The following is a 20,978-nucleotide window of genomic DNA, read 5'->3' as shown; positions in this document are numbered from 1 at the left end:
TGCGGTCGCGGCGGGGCGGACCGCGCGCGACGATCACCGCCGCCGACCGCGGAGAGTGAGCGTTTTACCGCTCGGCCGTCTGTGTCCGTGTATGACCGATCCGGCCGACCTCGCTGTCACCATCGTCGACGGGTACGTCGACGAGCCGGCACATTTCGGCGTGCCGCCGTACCTCTCCACGTACCCCCGATTCACGGCCGGTGCCCTCGTCGACGCGGGCGTCCCCGAGTCGAATATCACCTACCACACCATCGACGAACTCCGCGAGGAGCGGCGCAAGTGGGCCGACGTCGCCGACGCGGACCTGTTCGTCTATCTGGGGGGGATGACCGTCCCCGGCAGTTACGTCGGCGGGACGCCCGCAGAGCCCGACGAAGTGCGTGAACTCGCGTGGGTCGCGGAGGGCGTCTCCGTGATGGGCGGGCCGATCCGCTTCGGCGTCGGGGAGGAGAACGCCGGCGCCCAGGAGATGCGGCGGCAGGACCTCGATTACGACTTCCTCGCGATGGGCGACGTCGAGGCCGCGGCCTACGACCTCGTCGACAGCGGGCTGGAAGGTTTCGAGAACCGCTACCGCGACAACGACGAACTCGACCGCTGGGCCGCGAAGGGCGCGTTCGTCGTCGAGCAGCACCCGAACCACCCCGACTACCTCATCTGTGAACTGGAGACCTCCCGCGGCTGTGCCTACCGGTGTTCGTTCTGCACGGAGCCGATGTACGGCGATCCGTCGTTCCGCTCGCCGCCGTCGGTCGTCGGCGAAGTCGAGAGTCTGTACGACCGCGGCGTGCGACACTTCCGGATCGGCCGCCAGGCCGACATCCTCGCGTACGGCGGCGACGGCGAGGCGCCGAACCCCGACGCGCTCCGGGAACTCTACGGCGGCATCCGCGAGGTCGCGCCCGACCTCGGGACGCTGCACCTGGACAATATGAACCCGATCACGGTCGTGAAGTGGCCCGAGAAGGCCCGCGAGGGGATCCGGATCATCGCCGAGCACAACACTCCCGGCGACACCGCGGCGTTCGGCCTGGAGTCGGCCGATCCGGTCGTCCAGGAGGAGAACCACCTGAACGTCACCGCCGACGAGTGCTTCGAGGCGGTGAAGATCGTCAACGAGGAGGCGGGATGGCGCCCCGGCGACGATCGCGACGACGCGCCGACACACGGCGACGCCGCCGCGAACCGACTGCCGAAACTCCTCCCCGGCATCAACCTCCTCCACGGGCTGAAAGGCGAACGGGCGGAGACGTTCGAGCACAACAAGGCCTTCCTCCAGCGTATCTACGACGCCGGGCTGATGGTCCGCCGGATCAACATCCGGCAGGTGATGGCCTTCGAGGGTACCGAGATGGCAGACGAGGGCGCCGCCATCGCGACGGAGCACAAAAAACGGTTCAAGCGGTACAAACGCGAGGTCCGCGAGGAGATCGACCAGCCGATGTTGCGACGGCTCGCACCGGTCGGGACGGTCCTGCCGGACGTCCACCTGGAGTACCGAAAGGACGGGCGGACGTTCGGCCGACAGCTCGGGACCTATCCCCTCCTGGTCGGGATCCCGGGCGAACGCGACCTCGGGCAGACGATCGACGTCGCGGTCGTCGACCACGGCTACCGTTCGGTCACCGCGGTCCCGCACCCGCTCGACCCGAACGCGGCCACGATGGACGAACTCACCGCGATCCCCGGCATCGGCGACCGGACGGCCGGCGACATCGTCGTGAACCGTCCCTACGACTCGCCGGCGGCGGTCCCGAGCCCCGAGATCGACTTCGGCACCTTCACCGGCGGCTACCCGGGCGACGAACGGCCGAGCGCGGAATGACGGCGGACGGAAGACGGAGGGCCTCGACGGGTCGAGTGTAGACTGACGACGACACGGGCGCGGAGGGCGGACGACGGCTGGTGGGCGGGAACCCGCTTACAGTTCCTCTTCGATCACTTCGCCGACTGCGAAGTTGGACTTGACCTCGGTGACTTCGATCTTCACCCGGTCGCCAACTTCCGTGTCGGGGACGATGATGACGTAGCCACGTTCGACGCGGGCGATCCCGTCGCCTTGCTTGCCGATGTCCTCGATCTCGACGTAGCGCAGTTCGCCGGGTTCGACCGGTGGCTGCGGCTCCGAGGTGGGCCGATCCGACTCCGTCGAATCGCTTTCGGAGTCGACTGTTCGGGAGATGAGAGCCACGCGGTACGTTTCGCCGGGGTCGATCGAACCGGTCTCGACCTCACGTTTCGGTACTTCGACGACGTACCGGTCCTCTTCGGAACGAACGTCCGCGTTGAACAGACACAGGAGTTTATCTGAGATTTCCACCGTGTAGACCTCCGGTGGTACGTCGAGTCGGATCGTTAAAGTAGTACCGCCCGGACGCCGCCGCGGCGGGCCGGTTCCGGCCGGTGGAGGGACGGTCGCTGCCCCGATAGCCCGCGACGATCACCCGAAGTCCCCGAACGTCGTCTGGAGGCCCGCGGCCATCGTCGACTTCCTGCGGAGCGTCGGGAGCGAGACCGGGAGGTGCTCGGCGACCCCGCGGAGGGCGCCGCCGAAGGTTTCGGCGGTCGCGCGCTCGTCGTCGAAGGCGTCGCGGACGGCCTCCCGTAACTGCCAGACGCCCACCGGCCCCCAGTAGTCCTCCGAGACGTGTCGGAGGACGAGCGCCTTCGCCTGCCGCCCCCGGTCGTCGAGGTGTTCCAGGACGCCGAGGCGCGCGGCGTGGTACGCGCCGGCCGTCTCCGCGACGTAGCCCGTCCGCCCCTCCTGTCCCTCCCAGTCGGCGGCGAGATACATCCCCGCCTCGGGGTCGGGGTTCCAGACGCTCCCCGGCGCCTTCATCTCGACGAGTTCGTACTCCCACTCGCCGGGTGCGAGGATCACCCAGAAGGCGTTGCCGAGGAACTCGTTGCGGTGGACCTCCACGCGGTCGATCCCGGGGTTCGTCCGGATCCGCCCCCGGAGGTACTGGCCGACGGTGTCGTCGACGGCGGTGATCGACCACCGCGTGGGGACCAGTCGCCGCTGGTCGGTCTGCCCGAGCGCGCCCGCCGAGAGGATCGTGTTGACCTCGTAGACGTCGAAGCCGCGGCGGTAGAGGTAGTTGATCGCACCCTCAGCGTTCCAGTCGTCGTCCTCCAGGGTCTTCTTGACCGGTCGCGGGACGTGGGGGTTCTCGGCGAGTTCCGCAGAGCGGGCGCGGGCACGGGGCCCGACGGGCGTGGCCACGTCCTCGACGCCGACGTCGAGGTCGACCTCCGGGCGCTCGTCGAGGCCGATCTCGACCGTCACGGGCCGGTCCGCGATCGCCACCTCCCGCTGGGTGCCGAGGAAGCCGTCCCAGGAGTCGGCGACGTTCGTGACCTCCTGTGCGGTGTTGGAGTTCAGAAGCGACGTCCGCCGGGCGAAGACGTCGGAGATGGAGACCCCCTCGTCGTACCACGCGCCCGAGGTCTCGAAGCGTTCGGCGTCCTCGTCGTGGCCGACCGGCGAGAGCAGTCCCGTCGAGACCCGCGGGTAGTTCGACGTGCCGACGAATATCGACGGCGAGACGCCGCCGTACAGGGAGTCGCCCTGGATCGTCTCCTCGAAGCGGTCCTGGAACGTCTCCAGGTGATCGAGGATGTCGTAGGACTTGTCCGCAGCGAGTCGCCGACGCTCCGCGCGCTCGTTGCGTTCGAGGTCGACGTACTCGTCCAGTTTCATTACTCCCAGTTGGGGCGCGAACCGATATGAACGTTCGGCGTTCGTCGCTCTCCAGCGACGCCTCCGGTGGGGAACGTCCCCCTCAGCTGTGGATGCCCATCGCTTCGATCTGCTCCTGGTAGCGGTTGCGGATGGTGACCTCGGTCACCTGTGCGACGTCGGCGACCTCGCGTTGGGTCTTCTTCTCGTTACACAGAAGCGACGCCGCGTAGATCGCCGCCGCGGCGAAGCCCGTCGGCGACTTCCCGGAGAGCAGTCCCTTCTCGGCCGTCGTCTCGATGATCTCGTCGGCCTTCGACTGGACCTCCTTCGAGAGGTCGAGTTCCGAGCAGAACCGCGGGACGTACTTCTTCGGGTCGACGGGCCGCATCTCCAGGCCCAACTCCTGTGAGATGTAGCGGTACGTGCGTCCGATCTCCTTGCGTTCGACGCGGGAGACCTCGGAAATCTCTTCGAGCGAGCGGGGGATGCCCTCCTTTCGACAGGCGGCATAGAGTGCGGAGGTGGCGACACCCTCGATGGAGCGCCCGCGGATCAGATCCTCGTTGAGCGCCCGCCGGTAGATGACGGAGGCGACCTCCCGAACCGAGCGGGGGACCCCGAGCGCCGAGGCCATCCGATCGATTTCCGACAGGGCGAACTGCAGATTACGCTCGCCCGCGTCCTTCGTGCGGATGCGCTCCTGCCACTTCCGCAGTCGGTGCATCTGCGAACGCTTCTCCGAGGAGAGCGATCGCCCGTAGGCGTCTTTGTCCTTCCAGTCGATCGTCGTCGTCAGCCCCTTGTCGTGCATCGTCTGCGTCGTCGGCGCGCCGACGCGGGACTTCTCCTGTCGCTCGGAGTGGTTGAACGCCCGCCACTCCGGCCCCGGGTCGATCTGTTCTTCCTCGACGACGATCCCGGTTGGCTCGTGGATGAGTTCCCCGTCTCCCGTCCGGACGAGGTCTTCCTCGTCCATGTCCTCGATGTCGATGTCGTCTTCAGCTTCGTCCGCCTCCTCCTCGCGTTCTCCCTGCCATCGCGTCCGGTCGACGTCCTGTTCCCGCTGGCGGGTGGGCCGTGTCATCGCATTTTTATATTCGCTATCTCGACAAACTTAAACCCTCGTTCCAGCCGGGTGATAGTGTTTGGTTAGGAGCATTGAGCCAGGCAGTAAATGCTTGGAGCCAATTTTTGGCAGTTTGTGGCCCACCGTGGCTGAAACAGTTCGAGAACGAGGGAGTTCGGCGTTTAACTTCTCGAAAAATCCGTTCGATGGCGTTCCGATTTCCATCGCGTTCAGTTTGACATCGGAGGCTTGCTCTGGCCAGCGCAGTTTGGAGGTGTTGAGCGCTATCAACCAGAAACACGGCGGATTCGACGTCGTGTTTCTGACGAAGTTCTCGCAGGAAGATTTCATTTAACGCGGTCGTTGTCGTCGAAAACAGCCTGAGATGCAGCAAATTGGTTGCCTCGGGATCAGCCGCGGCGTACAGCCAGAATTGCTGATCGTTGATTCGAATCACGGTCTCGTCGAGCGCAACGTGATTCGGGCTTCGACCCTCTGTGGGCTATAGGTCGGCCTTTTGGACCCACTCGTGGATTGCCTTACGTGACGCTCGACACTCACTTCTTCGAGGATAGAGACGGTATTCGACGGCGCCACCCTCCGCTATAGTAGCGTTTGCAAGTCTTCTCTCACAGGATCGCACGACAGCGTGCGATCAGATGAGTAATCAGTTGCAAACGCTACTATAACTGCAGTTGAATACTGAGCTTCATCGCACGCTCGGGTGTCCGCTGTCGGTCCACTAAATCCAGTCAGTGAACCCTCTGATACGGGCGATTTCTGGAATAGAGCACCAAGAAATCATCTCGCCTCTCTCTTCATCCGTAACTAAACACGACCGATGTATGCTATGCTTAACTAAACACGACCGGTGTATGACATGCTTAACTAAACACGACCAGGTAGGCAAACCAAATTATGAAAGGAGACAATACAAACAAGCTCCGTGCGGTATTTCTCGCGGTGCTTATGACAGTCAGCGTCTTCGCTGGCACCGTGGCGTTCGCGGGAAGTGCTGCTGCGCAAGAATATGCTGGCGGTGCTGTTGAGTATCAGAACAGCTCCGGCAGTTGGATTATCGAAGTCCCGCTTGAAAGCGGGTCGATCCCGAGCCCTAGCGCTACGAAGAGTAACATTACTCTGCTAAACGACGGTAATTCCGCCAATTCAGCGGTCAATAATATCCGTACTGAAGCCGGGGGATCGAGAGTCATTCTGAACTTGAACGGTGAATACGCGTCCGAAGATCTTGAAGTCGAATTCGGCGACTCGTTCGTTGATTCGCTTCGAGGGACGTACTCGGTCGCGTTCGCCGGAACGACGTACACACACAGCGGTAATGGCGGTCTCGGCGGAGACAAGAGCGTGCTCCCAGGCGAGAAAATCGCTGTCGTCGGCGCACCCGGTGAGGTCCGACTTGATGGCGCTGACGATAGCAATAGCGACTACTTCCAGACTTTCTCGAACGGCACCAACAGCCAGGTCTTCTACATCAACACAGACGATCTGTCTGGCGATTACGAGTATGACCTCAGTGGTGACATCATCACCGTCCGCGACCTCGGCCTGAGTGTCAGTGTCGACGAAACGACCGTGACTAACGAGGCAGGTAATACTATTGAAGGGACAGTCACTGCCGTAGACGCGAGTCGTTCCATTACCGTCGAATTACTTGATAACGGGGGCAACACGGTTGCGACCGACCAAGGCCAGTTCGATGGCCAAGGCGAGTACGACTTCTCGTTCTCAGCCGACCGTGAGCCGGGTAGTTACACCGTCGAAGTGACGGACGACGATACCCAAGATGAGGTCGAATCCTCGACAATTACTGTCACCGACGCTCAGGCCGCTGCCGCCAGTTTTGCCACCTCGACAGTTAGCGATCAGCGTGGTGACATCGTTTCGATCACCGTCCAGATGGAGGGTACGGACCACGCCTCGATTACAGTCGGTGCTCCGGATCAAGGCGTCTTAGCAAATGTGACTCTTCAAGACGGGAACGATGACGGTCAGGCGACTGTATACCTCAACACATACGAACTCGGTCCGCCTGCCGGGAGCGGAACGAACCCGTTCGATGTTGACGATGACAGCGATGACAGTATCGAGCACTGGACGGTTACCAGTCACACGTCGAACCTGATCGACGCTGGCGAGTACGACCTCGAAGTCAGAGCTGGTGACCAGACGTACGGAGAGAACTCCGATAGCGTCGCAGTCCTCGCGCTTGAGGAGCGGAGCACTCAGAGCATCAAGATGTGGACTGGTGCCGCTTCGCTTAGTCCGACCGACCTCAGTGAGGTAAACGAGGCTCTTGGGAATAACGAAATAACTCAATCATCTCAAATTGCCGTGGGCGACTACGCAGTACACCAACTCAAGGCTACAGGCTTAGAGGGTCTGCTTGAAGCCCGCGCCAACGAGGATGTCACCAGTCAGTTTGCGACTGCTGTCAGTAGCGGCCCGCTCGACTTGACTATCGAAGAAGCAAACCAGGATGCGTCTGCGCTCGATCTTGACCTCAGTGGCTCCGATGCGAACGTGAGAGTCATCGCTGACGGCGCGGACGATACTTATTACATCATCGTCGATACCAGCGCGATCAACTTCGAGCCGAGTTCGCCGCGCGGCGCTGAGGCGCTCCCGAAGGACGAAGACACGGCGCTGGAGACGAACTTCACCGTCTTACAGGATGATGCTGGGTTCGACTTCACGCCTGATGCCGAATACGACGACGATGAGAACTCCGAGACGCTTGTCACCTACACAGCCGCGGAGCCCGATATCTCCGTTGACGAGCCGTACAACGTCTCGCAGGCCTCCGGCCAGACGATCCGCGGTGATACGAATATCGCTCCTGGTACGGAAATGAACGTTCGAATCCGTTCTAAGAGCAGTACGAGCCCGAGTTTCCTGAAAACGGCGTCACCAACCGTCCAGCCGGACGGTACGTTCAAGGCGACGGTCGACTTCAGCAGCCAGAACGTCGGCGACGAATACGATATCAACGTTGATGCTCCCATCCACTCCGGTGATGTGACCGAATCCGGCACCGTCGTCCAATCGATGATGACGCCAACCACGGGCGATATGACGGATACGACGACGGCGACGCCCGAACCGGACACAGCAACGCCGACGCCAGATACGATGACTGAAGCGCCAAGCACGACGTCGACGACCGAGACCTCGACGCCGACCACCACGCCTGGCTTCGGTGTGGTCGTCGCGCTGACTGCGCTCATCGCCGCGGCCCTGCTCGCCATCCGGCGAGACTAACGGCCTGGTAAACATTACTCTCGTCTCTTCCCGCCGAGCGCCGTCGACGGGGGTGGCGCTCGGCGATAAAAAGTGAGAGTAACCACTATGAACCACCGGATCTGATCCGATTCTTCGCGGTCCTCTTTCATCACCACGAACTCAGTGAACTGCCTCGGGGTCAAGCCCCGAGGCTTCCCGTGGGTTAGTCGGACACTCCCACCTGACCATCGGCCTGATAGCCTCGGGCGATCGGGTGGGTCACGGTCGGGGCGTCCACAGCCCCCGATGCCTGCTGTCGCACCTTCCGAACTTGGGGAAGGCTGTTGAGAGCAGGCACATTCCAATCGAGTTTCTGCATCCCTTTCACGGCGATACTAACGCTTGCACCACGGTCACTGTGGTCTTGATGTTCACAGTCTTTACACTTGAACCGCTTCTTGTGACGGTTCGCTCTTTCCGTATGTCCGCACATCGGACACCGTTGAGTCGTGTACTCGGGATTAATCCACGCGGTCGGAATACCTTCAAACGACGCCTTGTACGACGTATAGAACTGAAGGGCACGGAACGGGAGGTGGTGCAAACGTCGGTTCATCCGCGTGCCGTAGTCGATACTGTCGCGCATCTCTTTGAGGTCTTCAAAGACGATACACGGCTTCTCGAACTGACGGCTCCACTCCACGATGTGTCGAGACATCTTGTGGAGTCGGTCACGGACAAACCGTTCCTCGCGCCCTTCCAGCACGTCGTGCATACTCGACTTCCCCCCGTTCTGGACGCGCTTTCGCATCGTGAAGTAGACACAGGTATGAGCCAGGAAGACGCCGAGGAGATTCTCACCGTTGACGAGTTGGCGGACGTCCTCACCGACGCGACGGACTCGACATCCACTTCTTCGAGGATAGAGACGGTATTCGAAAGCGACACTCCCCGCTAACTGCAGTTGAATACCGAGCTTCTTCGCACACTCGGGTGTCCGCTGTCGCTCCACAAAATCCACAACAATCCAGTCCGTGCACCCTCTGTGGCGGGCGATTTCTGGCATAGAGCACCAAGAAACCATCCCGCCTCACTCTTCGTCCGTAACTAAACACGACCAGCAGAGGGAAAATATCCGCACGGGCCGGAGACCGAACCCTTCTTTCGTCCGCTCACCATCCCTCCACTATGCCGAGTATCGAGTGTGACCCAGACGTCGCCCGCGACCGACTGGAAGCCGCGGGCGTGAACGTCGAGCCGGGAAACACCGACTACGAGCGGTGGCGGGCCGAACGCGGCGAGGCCACGGCCGTCGCCTACGACGATACGGTCGTGGTGCAGGGCTCGCGGCCGACGGATCTCCTGCCGATGCTTCGTGCCGACGAGGGCGGGCGGGCGCACGTCTACTTCGACGGCGCGAGCCGCGGCAATCCGGGTCCGGCAGCGATCGGGTGGGTGCTCGTCACGAGCGACGGCATCGTCGCCGAGGGCGGCGAGCGGATCGGCGAGACGACGAACAACCGCGCCGAGTACGAGGCGCTCGAACGCGCGCTCGCGGCCGCCCGCGACTACGGCTTCGACGAGGCCGACGTCCGCGGGGACTCCGAGTTGATCGTCCGGCAGATCCGCGGCGAGTACGACACGAACAACCCGGAACTGCGCGAGCGGCGCGTGCGGGTACTCGAACTCCTGGACGCCTTCGATCGATGGACGATCGAGCACGTACCGAGAGAGGTAAACGACCGCGCCGACTCACTGGCAAACGAGGCGCTCGACGATGGCTGAGGAACACGGCGGCGATTCAGAAGGGTCGGGACACGGCTCCGAACCGGCGGCGACGGCAGAGCGCGGGACGAACGCGGGAGACGGGAACGTCGTGGAGGACGCCGACGGGCGTGCGGCGGATGTCTCCGAAGAGCGTGCAGCAGACGTCCCCGAAGAGACCGTCTCGGAGGCCGAACGCCTGACACGGCTGGCCGATGAGGCCGCGGAGGCGGCCGCCGCGGAGGCGTATCGGGAACGGCGCGACGAACTCGTCGCAGACCACGACTACACCGCGCGCGTCCGCGAGGAGGACGACACGCTGGTGCTGCACCCCGACGAGTGGGTCGACGACGGCACGGTCCAGTTCGATCGTATCGAGGACACAGACCGGGCGGTCGAGATATCGTTGTCGGGACCGGACCAGAGTGCCGAGTGGGAGGCGGTCGAAGCGAGAAACGAGGCGATCATCGAGGCTGTGGAAGAAGCGTACGGCCCGGCGCACGCGGCGAACGTCCGCGCCTTTGCGGATTTTATGGGGAACCACTATCTGAAGTCCGTCGCCGACGCGACGGCGGACGAGAGAGAGGAGTTCCTCACGGAGTATTATCCACGGAACGTGTGGCCGTCAGCCGAACAGGAATCCATCGTCGCCGAGAGCGTCGACATCGTTGCCGACGTCGCCGACGACGTGCCCGGAACCTGATCGGCGGACGACCTAACGAGCTGTTACCGGTAGGATTCGACGAGGTCGACGACTTCGTCGGCGCGTTCGTCGTCGCTGACGAATCTCGCGAGCATCCAGTCGAACTGATCGATGAGGGCGTCGTGGCCCGCCTCGGTCAGTTCGTACTGGTTGGTCCGCTTGTCGAGTTCGCTCTTCTCGACGAGTCCCATCTCGACGAGGTCGTCGAGGTTGGGGTAGAGTCGACCGTGGTTCACTTCGGTCCCGTAGTACTCCTCGAGACGCCGTTTGATCGCGAGTCCGTACATCGGCTCCTCTGAGAGGATGACGAGGATGTTCTGTTGAAACGCGGTAAGGTCGCGTACCACGCTCACTTCGCCAGCAACTGCTTGTGCCTCTGACATACCTGGTAGGATGGTGCCGGGATATTTAACCTTTCTCACCGATATTCAGAAATGAAATTCTACCGCCAAGCGGCACTCTCACGGCTATTAGACGTCTTTTACGCAGTCTCAGGTCATCAATTCACCACCGAACGGTGACAGCTGTTCTTCTCTGAGGATTCCCCGGAGAATAGCGCGGGACTATCCAAAGAGAAACGGTGGCAGTCTCTTCCTGCCGGTCCAGTTGTCCCGAGAAATCCTTCGGGTCAGCGCCGATGCGAAAGGATTTTTTGCTCGTTCGGAAACAGACGAGGTATGACGAACCTCTGGGAAGAGATGGAGACGGGCCCGGACGCGCCGGACATCGTCTATGCGGTCATCGAGTGTCTGAAAGGCGAACGGAACAAATACGAGTACGACAAGGACGTCCCCGGCGTCGTGTTGGACCGCGTCCTGCACTCGAACGTGCATTACCCCTCCGACTACGGGTTCCTGCCGCAGACGTACTACGACGACGGCGACCCGTTCGACATCCTCGTGCTGGTCGAAGATCAGACGTTCCCGGGCTGTATCATCGAGGCGCGCCCGGTCGCGATGATGAAGATGGACGACGACGGCGAGAAAGACGACAAGGTCATCGCCGTCCCCGACGAGGACCCGCGCTACGACCACGTCCAGGACGTCGACGACCTCACCGACCAGCAGAAGGCCGAGATCTCGGAGTTCTTCGAGACCTACAAGAACCTCGAAGCGGGCAAGGAGACGGAGACGCTCGGGTGGGAAGACGCCGCCGCGGCGAAAGACGCCATCGAGCACGCGATGGATCTCTACGAGGAAGAGTTCGCGTAACCGTCTCGCGACGCGTGTTATTCGACTCCGGCTTATTTTTCCCAGTAATCACGGCTGCGTCGCGGGATACCTTATGCGTATGGGTAATTATTTGCGTGTGGACTGCCTACGTCTAACTGAGTATGGCCGCAAGCACCACTACGCACCTCGGCGTCGCGCATCCGACGGTCGTCCCCGAGAACTTCCGCCGGGCGGACGACGACGAGGTCACGGCCGAGGAGTCCGGGGAAGACGGGTCGACTCCGGAGTCGGCATCGCAGTGATCGAAGCGCGGCCGAACCCCCGTCGGGATTCGGGGACAGCCCGGCAAACACTGTTTTCCGGACCGCTGTGGACGGACGATCAAACGACACTTCCCCTGTCGGCCGGACGCGCGGAGGGAACCGCTTTTACTCCCGCCGTCACTACAGTCGGTGATGGCTACCTGCGACGAGTGCGGGGCACACGAGAATATGCCGTACCAGTGCAGTCGGTGCGGGCAGACGTTCTGTGCCGAACACCGTCTCCCGGAGAACCACGACTGTCCGGGTCTCGACGACTGGAACGATCCCTCCGGCGTCTTCGACAGCGGGTTCGACGACAGCGTAAGTAACCGCAGCAGCACGTCGGATTCCCGCAGTCTCCTCGATCGAGTCACCGGAACCGGCGGGCCGCTCGGATACTTCCGGGGGAATATGAGCTACGTCTTCCTCGGGGCGATGTGGGTGACCTTCGGGCTACAGTTCTTCGTCTTCCCCCTCCTGCTCGGCGCTTCACCCCGGAGCGAACTCTGGCAGGCGGTGTTCGTACTCTCGCCCGGTCAGATCGGCTACGTCTGGACGTGGTTCACCTCGATCTTCGCGCACGGCGGCTTTACCCACATCGCGTTCAACAGTATCGCGCTGTACTTCTTCGGCCCGGTCGTCGAGCAGTACCTGGATACGAGGCGCTTTACGGCGCTTTTCTTCGGCGCCGGTATCGTCGCGGGGCTCGCACAGGTGCTTTCGACGCTCCTGACGGCCGGGCCCTTCGGGGCGGGCGTCGTGGGCGCCTCCGGTGCGATTATGGGCGTGTTGGGCGTGCTCACCGTGTTGAACCCGAACCTGAAAGTGTACCTGTACTTCATCATCCCGATGCCGCTGTGGGTGCTCACGTTCGGCTTCGCCGCGTTCAGCATCGTCGCGGGCTTCGGGGTCGCCGGCGGCGGCGGCGCAATTGGCGGCAACGTCGCCCACCTCGCACACCTCGCTGGCCTGCTCGTGGGGCTCGCGTACGGCGTGCGCGTGAAAGGCCGCGTCGGCGTCCCGGAGTCCCTCCAGTTCGGCGGCGGTGGCGGCGGCAGAGGCGGCCCGGGTGGCCCCGGCGGCCCGGGCGGCCCCGGCCGGTTCTGACCCCCGATGCGTCCGGTCCGCCCCGAGTTCGTCCCCGACGCGACGGCGACTCGCGAGGAGATGGAATCGCTCCAGCGCGACGTGGCCGCGGCAGCGACGTGGACCGACGAGTTCGCGTTCGATCCGGCCGCAGTCTCGCGGTCTGAAGGCGAACAACTCACAGAGTGGATCGACGGACCGGACGACGCCCCCGCGTCGCCGTCGGCCGAGGTACCGCTCGTCGCCGGCGTCGATCAGGCCTTCCTCGACGAGCGAGCGGTGAGCGTCGTCGTCGTCCGTCGCGGGGAGACGGTCGTCGAGCGGGCCCACGCCGTTACCGAACTCGAGATCCCGTACATACCCGGCCTGCTGGCCTTCCGCGAAGGCGGGTCGATCCTCGCCGCGTTTGCGGCACTGGATTGCCACCCCGACCTCGTCGTCTTCGACGGCAGCGGTCGGATCCACTACCGCCAGGCGGGGCTGGCAACCCACATCGGCGTGACACTCGACGTCCCCAGCGTCGGGGTCGCAAAGGGGCTGCTCTGCGGGACGCCGGCGTCGGACGTGGACGGTCGGCCGGAAGGCTGGCGAACGGAGATCCTGGCCGACGACGACATCGAAAACGCCGCGGCGGGGACGCCGATCGGCCACGCGTTCCAGTCGCGGCAGTACGATTCTCGACCGGTCGTCAACCCGATCTACGTCAGCCCCGGCCACCGGGTGAGTGTGGGGACCGCGACGGATCTGGTCGAGAGCCTGTGTGCCGGCTACAAGCTCCCGGAGCCGACCCGCCTCGCGGACGCGTACGCGGACGAGGTGAAAAGCGAGTATGCGGACGGCGCCGACGGCTCGACCGACTGATGCTGATTCCGCTCACTGTTTCCCGCCGAGCGCCACCCCGCCTTCGGCACTCGAGGAGAAGAGACGAGAGGAACGTGAGGTCGGATTCTTCGCGAGGAGTGTCTCACCCGATCGTCCGTGGGGCGCGGACCGGCCTCGCTAGTAGATTTTCTTTCCACACCCCGGACACCACTCCGGGAGCCCGTAGTCGTCGAGGTCTTTCCCGCAGGACGCACAGACGGGATCCTCCCGGCTGTCGAACCGCGGATCGCTCCGGATCGGGGCCGCCTCGATCCGGTGGAGGGCGCTCGCGACCCGGTCTCGGACGTACCTTCCCGCTCCGAGTTCTCCCTCGTCGGCCTCGGCGTAGAGGTCACAGAGCGGTTCGACCGCCTCCGGGGCGTCGAGGTGACCGAGGGCCGTCGCCGCGGCGCCGACGATCGTGTAATGGAACCGCTCGAAGTCCAGGAGGGCGATCAGGTCCGAGATCGACGAAGAGAGCAGTTCGGGATCCGACCCGGAGAGTTCGGCCGCGGCTTTCGCCATCGTCTCCAGATACGGGCCGTTCTCCGACCGCAACCCCTCGGTGATCGGCGCCGGTTCCATCGCCCCTCGGCTGACGAGCGTCGCCAGGAGTTCCGCAACGGTTTCCCGAACCCGTGGATAGAACGAGCCGATTTTGGTCGACGTGGGCCGAATCGGCAGTCCGCCGTTTCTGGCCACCCGAAGGTACGCCTCCCGTCCGGCGGCGACGTCGTCCGGGGAGTGCTCCGAGAGCGTGAGCAGCAGCTCCGAGACGGTCCGATCGCAGTCACACCCGATAACCCCGGAGTCGGTGGGCGCTTCGTCCGGATCCAGCACCTCGATCAGCGGCGGAATCGCGGGGCTCACCGCTTCGGGCTCTTCCTCGACGTAGGCGGTGAGAAACTCCGCGACCGGCTCGACGACCGTCACACGATCCAGTTCGTGACGCTTTCCACACATTTCACACTCCGTGCTTTCCGCCGGCACGTCCTCGCGGTCGAGTTCCCGCTCCAGCGCGGCGATCACCTCGGGAAGCGCGGGGCGGACCCGCTCGGGGGCCACCGCCGAGAGTTCTTCGAGTATGCGAAGGAATCCGTGTTCCTCGCGTCGGCCGTATTCGTCCGGAATAAACTCGTCGCCCTCCGCCTCCTCCGAGGCGCCGTCGAACAGTTCCATCACGTCGGTCACGAGATCTGCTCCATCGGGTCGTTCGGGACCGTTGAACGCCGTCTCGACGACGGTGAGAACCGCACTCAGCTCCGCCTCACACGCCCACGGCTGGGTATGTATCCGTTCGATCAGCGTCGGGAGCGCGTCGATCGCCGACCCTAACTGGTCCGGTTCCCCCTGCCACCCGGAGAACGGATATTCGGCCAGCGCGTGTGCGGCATACGTCCGTACATCGTCGTTTGCCACTTCCAGAAGGGCGACTAACTCCTCGAACTCCGCCGCCGAAAGCGGGTGGTCCCTGTCGAACTGAAACGACTGCTCCGGTCTAGAGACGACGGCCCCCCACCACTTCGCCCCCCGGAGCGCCATCTCTTCGGTCGCGACCTTCGATCCGCACTGCGGGCAGTACTTCGGATTCTCGTACCGATCCAGGTCCGCGTGACATTCCGAACAGAACCGCGGGAACGACTCCGATCTGTCGCTTGTGGAATCCGTCGATTCTCCCTCGTCGGCGCCCGGAGACGCCGGGGTCATCGACACGCGCGGCGACTCGGCGTGTCGGCTGGGATCCCACCGGAGAGTCGTCGACTCCTCGGCGTCCGGCGGCGTAACGGTCAGTTCCAGCGGATCGGGCGCCTCGGCCTCGGTCGTCTCGGGATACGGCGACGCGACCGGGGCGGTGTCGTCGCCGGAAAAGAGCCCGAAGGCGTACGTGTGCGTCAGCAGTCCGCGGACTGTCTCCCCTTCATTGAGGCGGTCCCGCTCTTCGAACAGCCGCAACAGGCTCGTCCGCGTCTCGCCGCGGTGGGTGTAGTGGTGTTCGATTGCGTCCTGTCGGTCGTAGAGACTCGGGAGGTCGAGATCCGCCGGATCCGGGAGTGACATTGCCGACTCCGCGGTGTTGCGCAGCACGACCACGAGGTGTTTCACACCGACACCGGTGTAGCCCTCGACCTTCCGTTCGCCGAGTCTCGGCGGATTCACCCTCTTGCTCGAAAAGAGCCCGGCTTCCGGCGCTGCGACCGTAACGTGCGCCCCGTCGACCGCGACCGTCTTCCCGATCTGATAGGCGTCTGATGTGTCCATACCGGGGCGTCGGTCCAGGGTAGTATAATTACTCCTCATTTTCGATCGTGAGGACGTTCCGGGCGCCGATCGTGAAAGACGAGAGCCGGCGGGATGGGTGAAAAGCGGAAGGTGCTTCACTGGCCCCGTTCGGCGACTCGAAAACACTTATTCGTGCGCTCGCACTCCCAACGCGTATGAGCGAAATCGTTGTCAGCCTCCCCGACGGCTCGGAACTGTCCGTCGCGGAGGACGCGACGGTCGAGGACGTCGCCTACGAGATCGGACCCGGCCTCGGACGCGACACGGTCGCAGGTGTCGTCGACGGCGAACTCGTCGACAAGGCAGCCCCCGTCCACGACGGCGCTGAGATCGTGATCGTGACCGAGGATAGCGACGAGTACCTCCGGGTGCTCAGACACTCGGCGGCGCACGTGTTCGCCCAGGCGCTGCAGCGACTCTCCCCCGAGGCGAAACTCGCGATCGGCCCGCCGACCGACGAGGGCTTCTACTACGACGTCGCGGGCGTCGACCTCGACGCGGACGACTTAGCGGAGATCGAAGCCGAGATGGAGACGATCCTCGATGAGGACCTCCCGATCGAGCGCGAACTCCGGCCGCGCGAGGAGGCGCTTGCGACCTACGAGGACAACCGCTACAAGCGGGAGATTCTCGAAGACGAGGCTGCGGGCGAGGATCCCGTCTCCTTCTACGTCCAGGGCGACTTCGAGGATCTCTGTCAGGGCCCCCACGTCGACTCCACCGGCGAGATCGGCGCGGTGAAACTGCTCAACATCTCCTCGGCGTACTGGCGCGGTGACGAGGACAACGACACGCTGACGCGCGTCTACGGAACGGCCTTCGAGTCCGAATCGGACCTCGAAGAGTACCTGACGCTCCGGGAGGAGGCCAAAGAACGCGACCACCGAAAGCTCGGACAGGAACTCGACCTGTTTTCGATCCCCGACGTCACCGGTCCGGGACTCCCGCTGTATCACCCCAACGGCAAGAAGATCCTCGACGAACTGTCGTCGTACGCCCGCTCGCTCAACGTCGACGCCGGCTACGACCCCGTCGAGACGCCGCACCTCTTCCGGACGGAACTGTGGAAGAAGTCGGGTCACTACGACAACTACGTCGACGACATGTTCCTCCTCGACGTCAACGACGAGGAGTACGGCCTGAAGCCGATGAACTGTCCGGGTCACGCGACCATCTTCGACGAGAAATCGTGGTCCTACCGCGACCTGCCCGTCCGGTACTTCGAGGACGGCAAGGTGTATCGCAAAGAGCAGCGCGGCGAACTCTCGGGGCTCTCGCGGGTCTGGTCGTTCACCATCGACGACGGCCACCTGTTCTGTCGCCCCGATCAGATCGAACGCGAGGTCAACCAGGTGATGGACGCCATCTACGACGTCCTCGACACCTTCGACCTCGACGCCCACGTCGCCTTGGCGACCCGCCCGGAGAAGTCCGTCGGCGGCGACGAGATCTGGGAGCGGGCGGAGGCGGACCTCCGTACGGTGCTCGAGAACCAGGGCATCGACTACGACCTCGAACCCGGCGACGGCGCCTTCTACGGGCCGAAGATCGACTTCGCGTTCGAGGACGCCCTCGGCCGCAAGTGGGACGGTCCGACGGTCCAACTCGACTTCAATATGCCCGAGCGGTTCGAGCTCTCCTACACGGGCGAGGACAACGAGGACCACCGACCGGTGATGATCCACCGGGCGCTGTACGGCTCCTACGAGCGGTTCTTCATGGTGCTGATCGAACATTTCGACGGGAAGTTCCCCTTCTGGCTCGCGCCCGAGCAGGTCCGCATCCTCCCGATCAGCGACGATCAACTGGGCTACGCTCACCGCGTGAAGAACGAACTCGACGGCTTCCGGGTGTCCGTCGAGGACCGCTCGTGGACGCTCGGCCGGAAGATCCGCGAGGCCCAGGAGGACCGCGTCCCGTATATGGTGATCGTCGGCGGCGACGAACAGGAGGCCGGGACCATCTCAGTGCGCGACCGGAAGGAACGCGAGCGCGGCGACGTCGACGTCGAAACGTTCCGCGCGCACCTCGAATCCGAGTACGACGAAAAGCGGCTGGAGCCGGATTTCATCGACAGCTAGCGTTTTTCGACTGCCGAGCCGTCTCGATCAGTCGGCGTCCTGTCCGAACCCCACCGCTGCAGTGGCGGTGTCGTTGCAGTCAGGATCGTGGCCGTAGTACACTGCGCGGCCGTTGCAGCGCAGCCATCGGAGCCGACGCTCGAAGCTGACCTGCAGTGCGAACGGTCCAGGGGACTGTACGCCAGCGACCCCGACCCGAGCCCGGACGGTCTCGTGTTTGACCAGCAGGAACCCGGCGAAGATGCCGAGAAAGCCCGCGACCGTCGTGGGGGTCACCGTCTGTCCGAGGAGGGCCCAACCACCGAATGCGGCCACGATCGGCTGGAAGTAGCTGACCAGGTTGCTCTCGGCCGGGCCGATCCGCTCGTGGAGCGCGAAGTACACGAGGAAGCCGACGACGCCCGAAAAGAGCGTCAGGTACGCGAGCGCCGCCAGTGCCGCGCCGGTCCACTCGACGGCGGCGGGCGACTCCTCGCGCGCCAGCGACCCGGCGAAGAGCGCGGCCGCGCCGAGGAGCATCGCCCAGCCCTGCATCGAGACGTCGGCGAGGGCCGTCCGCAGCGGCGTCGACAGCACTGATCCCAGCGCGAAGGCCGCGGCGGCGACGAAGAGGAGGCCGATCCCGTAGACGTCGGCCGCAAGCAGGTTCGAGAGATCCAGGTCGGCGACGACCGCGACACCGAGGAGGCCGACGAGGAAGCCGCCGGCCACGACCGCATCAAGCGAGTCGTCCAAGAGCGTCGCAGCGAAGGCCGCGGTGAGGATCGGCGAGAGGCTGACGACGACCGCGGCGACCGGCCCGGGGACGGATAGCTGGCCGACGTACAGCAGCGCGTGGTACCCGAAGACCAGAAAGAGGCCGACGACGGCGACGTTCAGCCACTCGGTTCGGCCGTGAGGCCGCACGCGATCGGTCGTTGCGGCAGCGTACCCGAGAACCAGCACCCCGGCGAGGGCGTAGCGTACTGATGCAAAGTACAGCGGCGGGACGTGTCGGAGCCCGGCCTCGATCGCCACGAACGACAGCCCCCAGACGGTCGCGAGAACGAGAAAGAGGGTCGCGTCGGACGGAAGAAACCGGGAACGAATTCGGCGTGTCATAGAGATATCTTCGTTATGAGTCGGTACTTTTTAAACTTCACTACAAGAGATAGATCGAAAGCAGTTTTTAATTCCACTAATATGGAGTATATTAAGTAGAAATCGATAATGATGGACTTGTTTGAAGATAGTTACCAACCTACCTGACAACCGAGGGTCGGCTGGGCACCCACCCCCGCGGACAGCGTTCAAGTGGTTCGGCCACCTACCCACGGGTAGACAGTGCAGGTGAACACCCCCGAGACCGCCGCTGCCGTGGTGCACGTATGAGCGAAGACAGCCCGGTCGTCGTCGCAAAGCGGGTCGACGGCGGCGAGACCGCCGACCTGAGTGAGATCGCCGATCTGGCGCGAGCCGCCGGCTACGACGTCGTCGGCCGCCTCTCACAGTCCCGGACGGAGGACGCCGCCTACCACTTCGGCGAGGGCAAAGTCGAGGAACTCGCGGACCTGGTGCGCGCGACCGACGCTCAGGCGGTCGTCGTCGACAACCGGCTGGGACCCTATCAGACCTTCAACATCGGCGGGAAACTTCCAACGGGGGTCGAGGTGATCGACCGCTTCACGTTGATTCTGGAAATCTTCGGGCAGCGGGCCAACACCCGGAAGGCGCAACTCCAGGTCGAACTCGCGGAACTCCGCTACGAACTCCCGCGCGCCGAGGCGAAAGCCTCGCTCGCAAAGCGCGACGAACGCCCCGGATTTATGGGGCTCGGCGAGTACGACGAGAGCCGCGAACGGGACATCAAAGCGCAGATCTCGCGCATCAAAGAGGAACTCGACGCGATCGCCGACAAGGAGGAGACCCGTCGCGAGCAGCGCCGGGAGTCGGGCTTCGACCTCGTCGCGCTCGCGGGCTACACCAACGCCGGGAAGTCGACCCTGATGCGCCGACTCGCAGACGACCTCGACGTCACCGAAAACGAGGACCTCCACCCCGACCTCGACCCAACCGCCGAGTCCGAGGATCGGCTGTTCACCACGCTCGGGACGACGACGCGTCGAGCCGACACGGGGACACGGGACATCCTGCTGACGGACACCGTCGGGTTCATCTCCGATCTGCCCCACTGGCTCGTGGAGTCCTTCGAGTCCACGCTGGATTCGGTCTATCGTGCGGATCTCGTCTTGCTCGTCGTCGACGCATCCGAGTCGATCGAGGAGATGCGCGAGAAACTCGTGACCTGCCACGACACACTCTACGAGCGCAACGAGGCACCGATCGTCACCGTCCTCAACAAGATCGACCGCGTCGACGACGCGGAACTCGAAAAAAAGCGATCGGCGCTGGACGCCCTCGCGCCGAACCCCGTCGCCGTCTCGGGGCTCACCGGGGAGAACATCGACGCGTTGACCGAACGGATCGAGGCGGAACTCCCCGATTGGCGCGAGGAACGGCTGTTGCTCCCGCTGTCGGACGACGCGATGAGTCTCGTCTCGTGGCTCTACGACCACGGGGACGTCGAGCGCGAGGAGTATACCGGTGAGGAGGTGCTCGTCGAGTTCTCCGCCCGCCCGGCAGTGGTGGAAAAGGCGCGCTCGAAGGCTGCGGACGTTCGCGCGCCGGCAGCAGCGGGAGAGAGGCCGGAGGCCGACTCCGAGGCCAGCATCGACGGGCGGTAGTCGACGCGTCGCCGC

Annotated in this window: 17 protein-coding genes and 3 pseudogenes; 12 read left to right on the top strand and 8 right to left on the bottom strand. The window is 63.9% G+C overall.

Annotated features, from left to right (window positions below; translation table 11 throughout):
- Positions 1 to 91 precede the first annotated feature (91 nt).
- The gene (locus tag RJT48_RS05005) at positions 92 to 1,825 is read left to right on the top strand and encodes a radical SAM protein (RefSeq protein ID WP_311171145.1); all 1,734 of its coding nucleotides are present in this window, start codon (positions 92 to 94) and stop codon (positions 1,823 to 1,825) included.
- 96 nt (positions 1,826 to 1,921) lie between these two features.
- Here RJT48_RS05005 and RJT48_RS05000 read toward each other — a convergent pair whose 3' ends face one another.
- The 4 genes and pseudogenes from RJT48_RS05000 to RJT48_RS04985 all read right to left on the bottom strand — a co-directional run.
- Positions 1,922 to 2,320, bottom strand: coding sequence for a TRAM domain-containing protein (locus RJT48_RS05000; RefSeq protein ID WP_311171144.1), 399 nt, complete (start codon positions 2,318 to 2,320; stop codon positions 1,922 to 1,924).
- Positions 2,321 to 2,440: 120 nt separating this feature from the next.
- Positions 2,441 to 3,703, bottom strand: coding sequence for a DNA repair protein NreA (nreA, locus tag RJT48_RS04995; RefSeq protein WP_311171143.1), 1,263 nt, complete (start codon positions 3,701 to 3,703; stop codon positions 2,441 to 2,443).
- Between the two features lie 82 nt (positions 3,704 to 3,785).
- Complete coding sequence (locus RJT48_RS04990) at positions 3,786 to 4,769, bottom strand: transcription initiation factor IIB (RefSeq protein WP_311171142.1); 984 nt, start codon at positions 4,767 to 4,769, stop codon at positions 3,786 to 3,788.
- 16 nt (positions 4,770 to 4,785) lie between these two features.
- Positions 4,786 to 5,339 (bottom strand): annotated as a pseudogene (locus tag RJT48_RS04985) (IS6 family transposase); the annotation flags it as partial.
- A gap of 330 nt (positions 5,340 to 5,669) precedes the next feature.
- On the opposite strand from RJT48_RS04985, the pseudogene RJT48_RS20760 reads away from it, so the two are divergent.
- Positions 5,670 to 5,738, top strand: a pseudogene (locus RJT48_RS20760) (surface glycoprotein); the annotation flags it as partial.
- Positions 5,739 to 5,972: 234 nt separating this feature from the next.
- Positions 5,973 to 8,030 carry a DUF7827 domain-containing protein gene (locus RJT48_RS04980; protein ID WP_311171141.1) on the top strand — a complete coding sequence of 686 codons (2,058 nt, stop codon included), beginning with the start codon at positions 5,973 to 5,975 and terminating at the stop codon, positions 8,028 to 8,030.
- A gap of 184 nt (positions 8,031 to 8,214) precedes the next feature.
- On the opposite strand, the pseudogene RJT48_RS04975 reads toward RJT48_RS04980, so the two are convergent.
- A pseudogene (locus RJT48_RS04975) lies at positions 8,215 to 8,811 on the bottom strand (RNA-guided endonuclease TnpB family protein); the annotation flags it as partial.
- A 9-nt stretch (positions 8,812 to 8,820) separates the two neighbouring features.
- On the opposite strand from RJT48_RS04975, the gene RJT48_RS20755 reads away from it, so the two are divergent.
- The 3 genes from RJT48_RS20755 (at position 8,821) to RJT48_RS04960 (ending at position 10,458) form a co-directional block, all read left to right on the top strand.
- Complete coding sequence (locus RJT48_RS20755; protein WP_425604704.1) at positions 8,821 to 8,949, top strand: hypothetical protein; 129 nt, start codon at positions 8,821 to 8,823, stop codon at positions 8,947 to 8,949.
- A 230-nt stretch (positions 8,950 to 9,179) separates the two neighbouring features.
- Positions 9,180 to 9,776, top strand: coding sequence for a ribonuclease HI (gene rnhA / locus RJT48_RS04965; protein ID WP_311171140.1), 597 nt, complete (start codon positions 9,180 to 9,182; stop codon positions 9,774 to 9,776).
- Positions 9,769 to 10,458 (top strand): DUF7108 domain-containing protein, encoded by a 690-nt coding sequence (locus tag RJT48_RS04960; protein ID WP_311171139.1) that lies wholly within the window; start codon positions 9,769 to 9,771, stop codon positions 10,456 to 10,458. Before rnhA ends, RJT48_RS04960 begins: the two co-directional genes overlap by 8 nt.
- 23 nt (positions 10,459 to 10,481) lie before the next feature.
- Here the strand turns inward: RJT48_RS04960 and RJT48_RS04955 are convergent, their stop codons facing one another.
- Entirely contained in the window at positions 10,482 to 10,841 is a 360-nt protein-coding gene (locus tag RJT48_RS04955) for a PadR family transcriptional regulator (protein ID WP_311171138.1), read from the bottom strand.
- 294 nt (positions 10,842 to 11,135) lie between these two features.
- On the opposite strand from RJT48_RS04955, the gene RJT48_RS04950 reads away from it, so the two are divergent.
- The 4 genes from RJT48_RS04950 to RJT48_RS04935 all read left to right on the top strand — a co-directional run bounded on the left by RJT48_RS04950 (position 11,136) and on the right by RJT48_RS04935 (position 13,879).
- A complete protein-coding gene (locus tag RJT48_RS04950; protein WP_311171137.1) occupies positions 11,136 to 11,669 on the top strand; it encodes an inorganic diphosphatase in 534 nt (177 codons plus the stop codon).
- A gap of 122 nt (positions 11,670 to 11,791) precedes the next feature.
- Positions 11,792 to 11,932: a hypothetical protein gene (locus RJT48_RS04945; protein WP_311171136.1), complete on the top strand. Its 141-nt coding sequence runs from the start codon at positions 11,792 to 11,794 to the stop codon at positions 11,930 to 11,932.
- Positions 11,933 to 12,085: 153 nt separating this feature from the next.
- Positions 12,086 to 13,039 (top strand): rhomboid family intramembrane serine protease, encoded by a 954-nt coding sequence (locus RJT48_RS04940; RefSeq protein WP_311171135.1) that lies wholly within the window; start codon positions 12,086 to 12,088, stop codon positions 13,037 to 13,039.
- Between the two features lie 6 nt (positions 13,040 to 13,045).
- Positions 13,046 to 13,879: an endonuclease V gene (locus RJT48_RS04935; protein ID WP_311171134.1), complete on the top strand. Its 834-nt coding sequence runs from the start codon at positions 13,046 to 13,048 to the stop codon at positions 13,877 to 13,879.
- A 138-nt stretch (positions 13,880 to 14,017) separates the two neighbouring features.
- Here RJT48_RS04935 and RJT48_RS04930 read toward each other — a convergent pair whose 3' ends face one another.
- Positions 14,018 to 16,138: a HEAT repeat domain-containing protein gene (locus RJT48_RS04930; RefSeq protein WP_311171132.1), complete on the bottom strand. Its 2,121-nt coding sequence runs from the start codon at positions 16,136 to 16,138 to the stop codon at positions 14,018 to 14,020.
- Positions 16,139 to 16,314: 176 nt separating this feature from the next.
- Here RJT48_RS04930 and thrS point away from each other — a divergent pair, with 176 nt between their 5' ends.
- On the top strand, positions 16,315 to 18,240 hold the full coding sequence (thrS, locus tag RJT48_RS04925; protein ID WP_311171131.1) for a threonine--tRNA ligase: 1,926 nt from the start codon (positions 16,315 to 16,317) through the stop codon (positions 18,238 to 18,240).
- 27 nt (positions 18,241 to 18,267) lie between these two features.
- Here the strand turns inward: thrS and RJT48_RS04920 are convergent, their stop codons facing one another.
- Positions 18,268 to 19,341, bottom strand: coding sequence for a DMT family transporter (locus tag RJT48_RS04920; RefSeq protein ID WP_311171130.1), 1,074 nt, complete (start codon positions 19,339 to 19,341; stop codon positions 18,268 to 18,270).
- Positions 19,342 to 19,607: 266 nt separating this feature from the next.
- On the opposite strand from RJT48_RS04920, the gene hflX reads away from it, so the two are divergent.
- Positions 19,608 to 20,963: a GTPase HflX gene (gene hflX, locus RJT48_RS04915; RefSeq protein WP_311171129.1), complete on the top strand. Its 1,356-nt coding sequence runs from the start codon at positions 19,608 to 19,610 to the stop codon at positions 20,961 to 20,963.
- Positions 20,964 to 20,978 lie beyond the last annotated feature (15 nt).

The sequence above is a fragment of the Halobellus ordinarius genome (genome assembly GCF_031823395.1).
Lineage (GTDB): Archaea > Halobacteriota > Halobacteria > Halobacteriales > Haloferacaceae > Haloquadratum > Haloquadratum ordinarius.
This window is presented reverse-complemented; position numbering and strand designations above follow the sequence as displayed.

Excerpts from the sequence above, each read along its gene's own strand:
- RJT48_RS05005 (WP_311171145.1), top strand. The coding sequence starts at position 92 with ATGACCGATCCGGCCGACCTCGCTGTCACCATCGTCGACGGGTACGTC.
- nreA (WP_311171143.1), bottom strand. The coding sequence starts at position 3,703 with ATGAAACTGGACGAGTACGTCGACCTCGAACGCAACGAGCGCGCGGAG.
- RJT48_RS04990 (WP_311171142.1), bottom strand. The coding sequence starts at position 4,769 with ATGACACGGCCCACCCGCCAGCGGGAACAGGACGTCGACCGGACGCGA.
- RJT48_RS20755 (WP_425604704.1), top strand. The coding sequence starts at position 8,821 with ATGAGCCAGGAAGACGCCGAGGAGATTCTCACCGTTGACGAGTTGGCG.
- rnhA (WP_311171140.1), top strand. The coding sequence starts at position 9,180 with ATGCCGAGTATCGAGTGTGACCCAGACGTCGCCCGCGACCGACTGGAA.
- RJT48_RS04960 (WP_311171139.1), top strand. The coding sequence starts at position 9,769 with ATGGCTGAGGAACACGGCGGCGATTCAGAAGGGTCGGGACACGGCTCC.
- RJT48_RS04955 (WP_311171138.1), bottom strand. The coding sequence starts at position 10,841 with ATGTCAGAGGCACAAGCAGTTGCTGGCGAAGTGAGCGTGGTACGCGAC.
- RJT48_RS04950 (WP_311171137.1), top strand. The coding sequence starts at position 11,136 with ATGACGAACCTCTGGGAAGAGATGGAGACGGGCCCGGACGCGCCGGAC.
- RJT48_RS04945 (WP_311171136.1), top strand. The coding sequence starts at position 11,792 with ATGGCCGCAAGCACCACTACGCACCTCGGCGTCGCGCATCCGACGGTC.
- RJT48_RS04940 (WP_311171135.1), top strand. The coding sequence starts at position 12,086 with ATGGCTACCTGCGACGAGTGCGGGGCACACGAGAATATGCCGTACCAG.
- RJT48_RS04935 (WP_311171134.1), top strand. The coding sequence starts at position 13,046 with ATGCGTCCGGTCCGCCCCGAGTTCGTCCCCGACGCGACGGCGACTCGC.
- RJT48_RS04930 (WP_311171132.1), bottom strand. The coding sequence starts at position 16,138 with ATGGACACATCAGACGCCTATCAGATCGGGAAGACGGTCGCGGTCGAC.
- thrS (WP_311171131.1), top strand. The coding sequence starts at position 16,315 with ATGAGCGAAATCGTTGTCAGCCTCCCCGACGGCTCGGAACTGTCCGTC.
- RJT48_RS04920 (WP_311171130.1), bottom strand. The coding sequence starts at position 19,341 with ATGACACGCCGAATTCGTTCCCGGTTTCTTCCGTCCGACGCGACCCTC.
- hflX (WP_311171129.1), top strand. The coding sequence starts at position 19,608 with ATGAGCGAAGACAGCCCGGTCGTCGTCGCAAAGCGGGTCGACGGCGGC.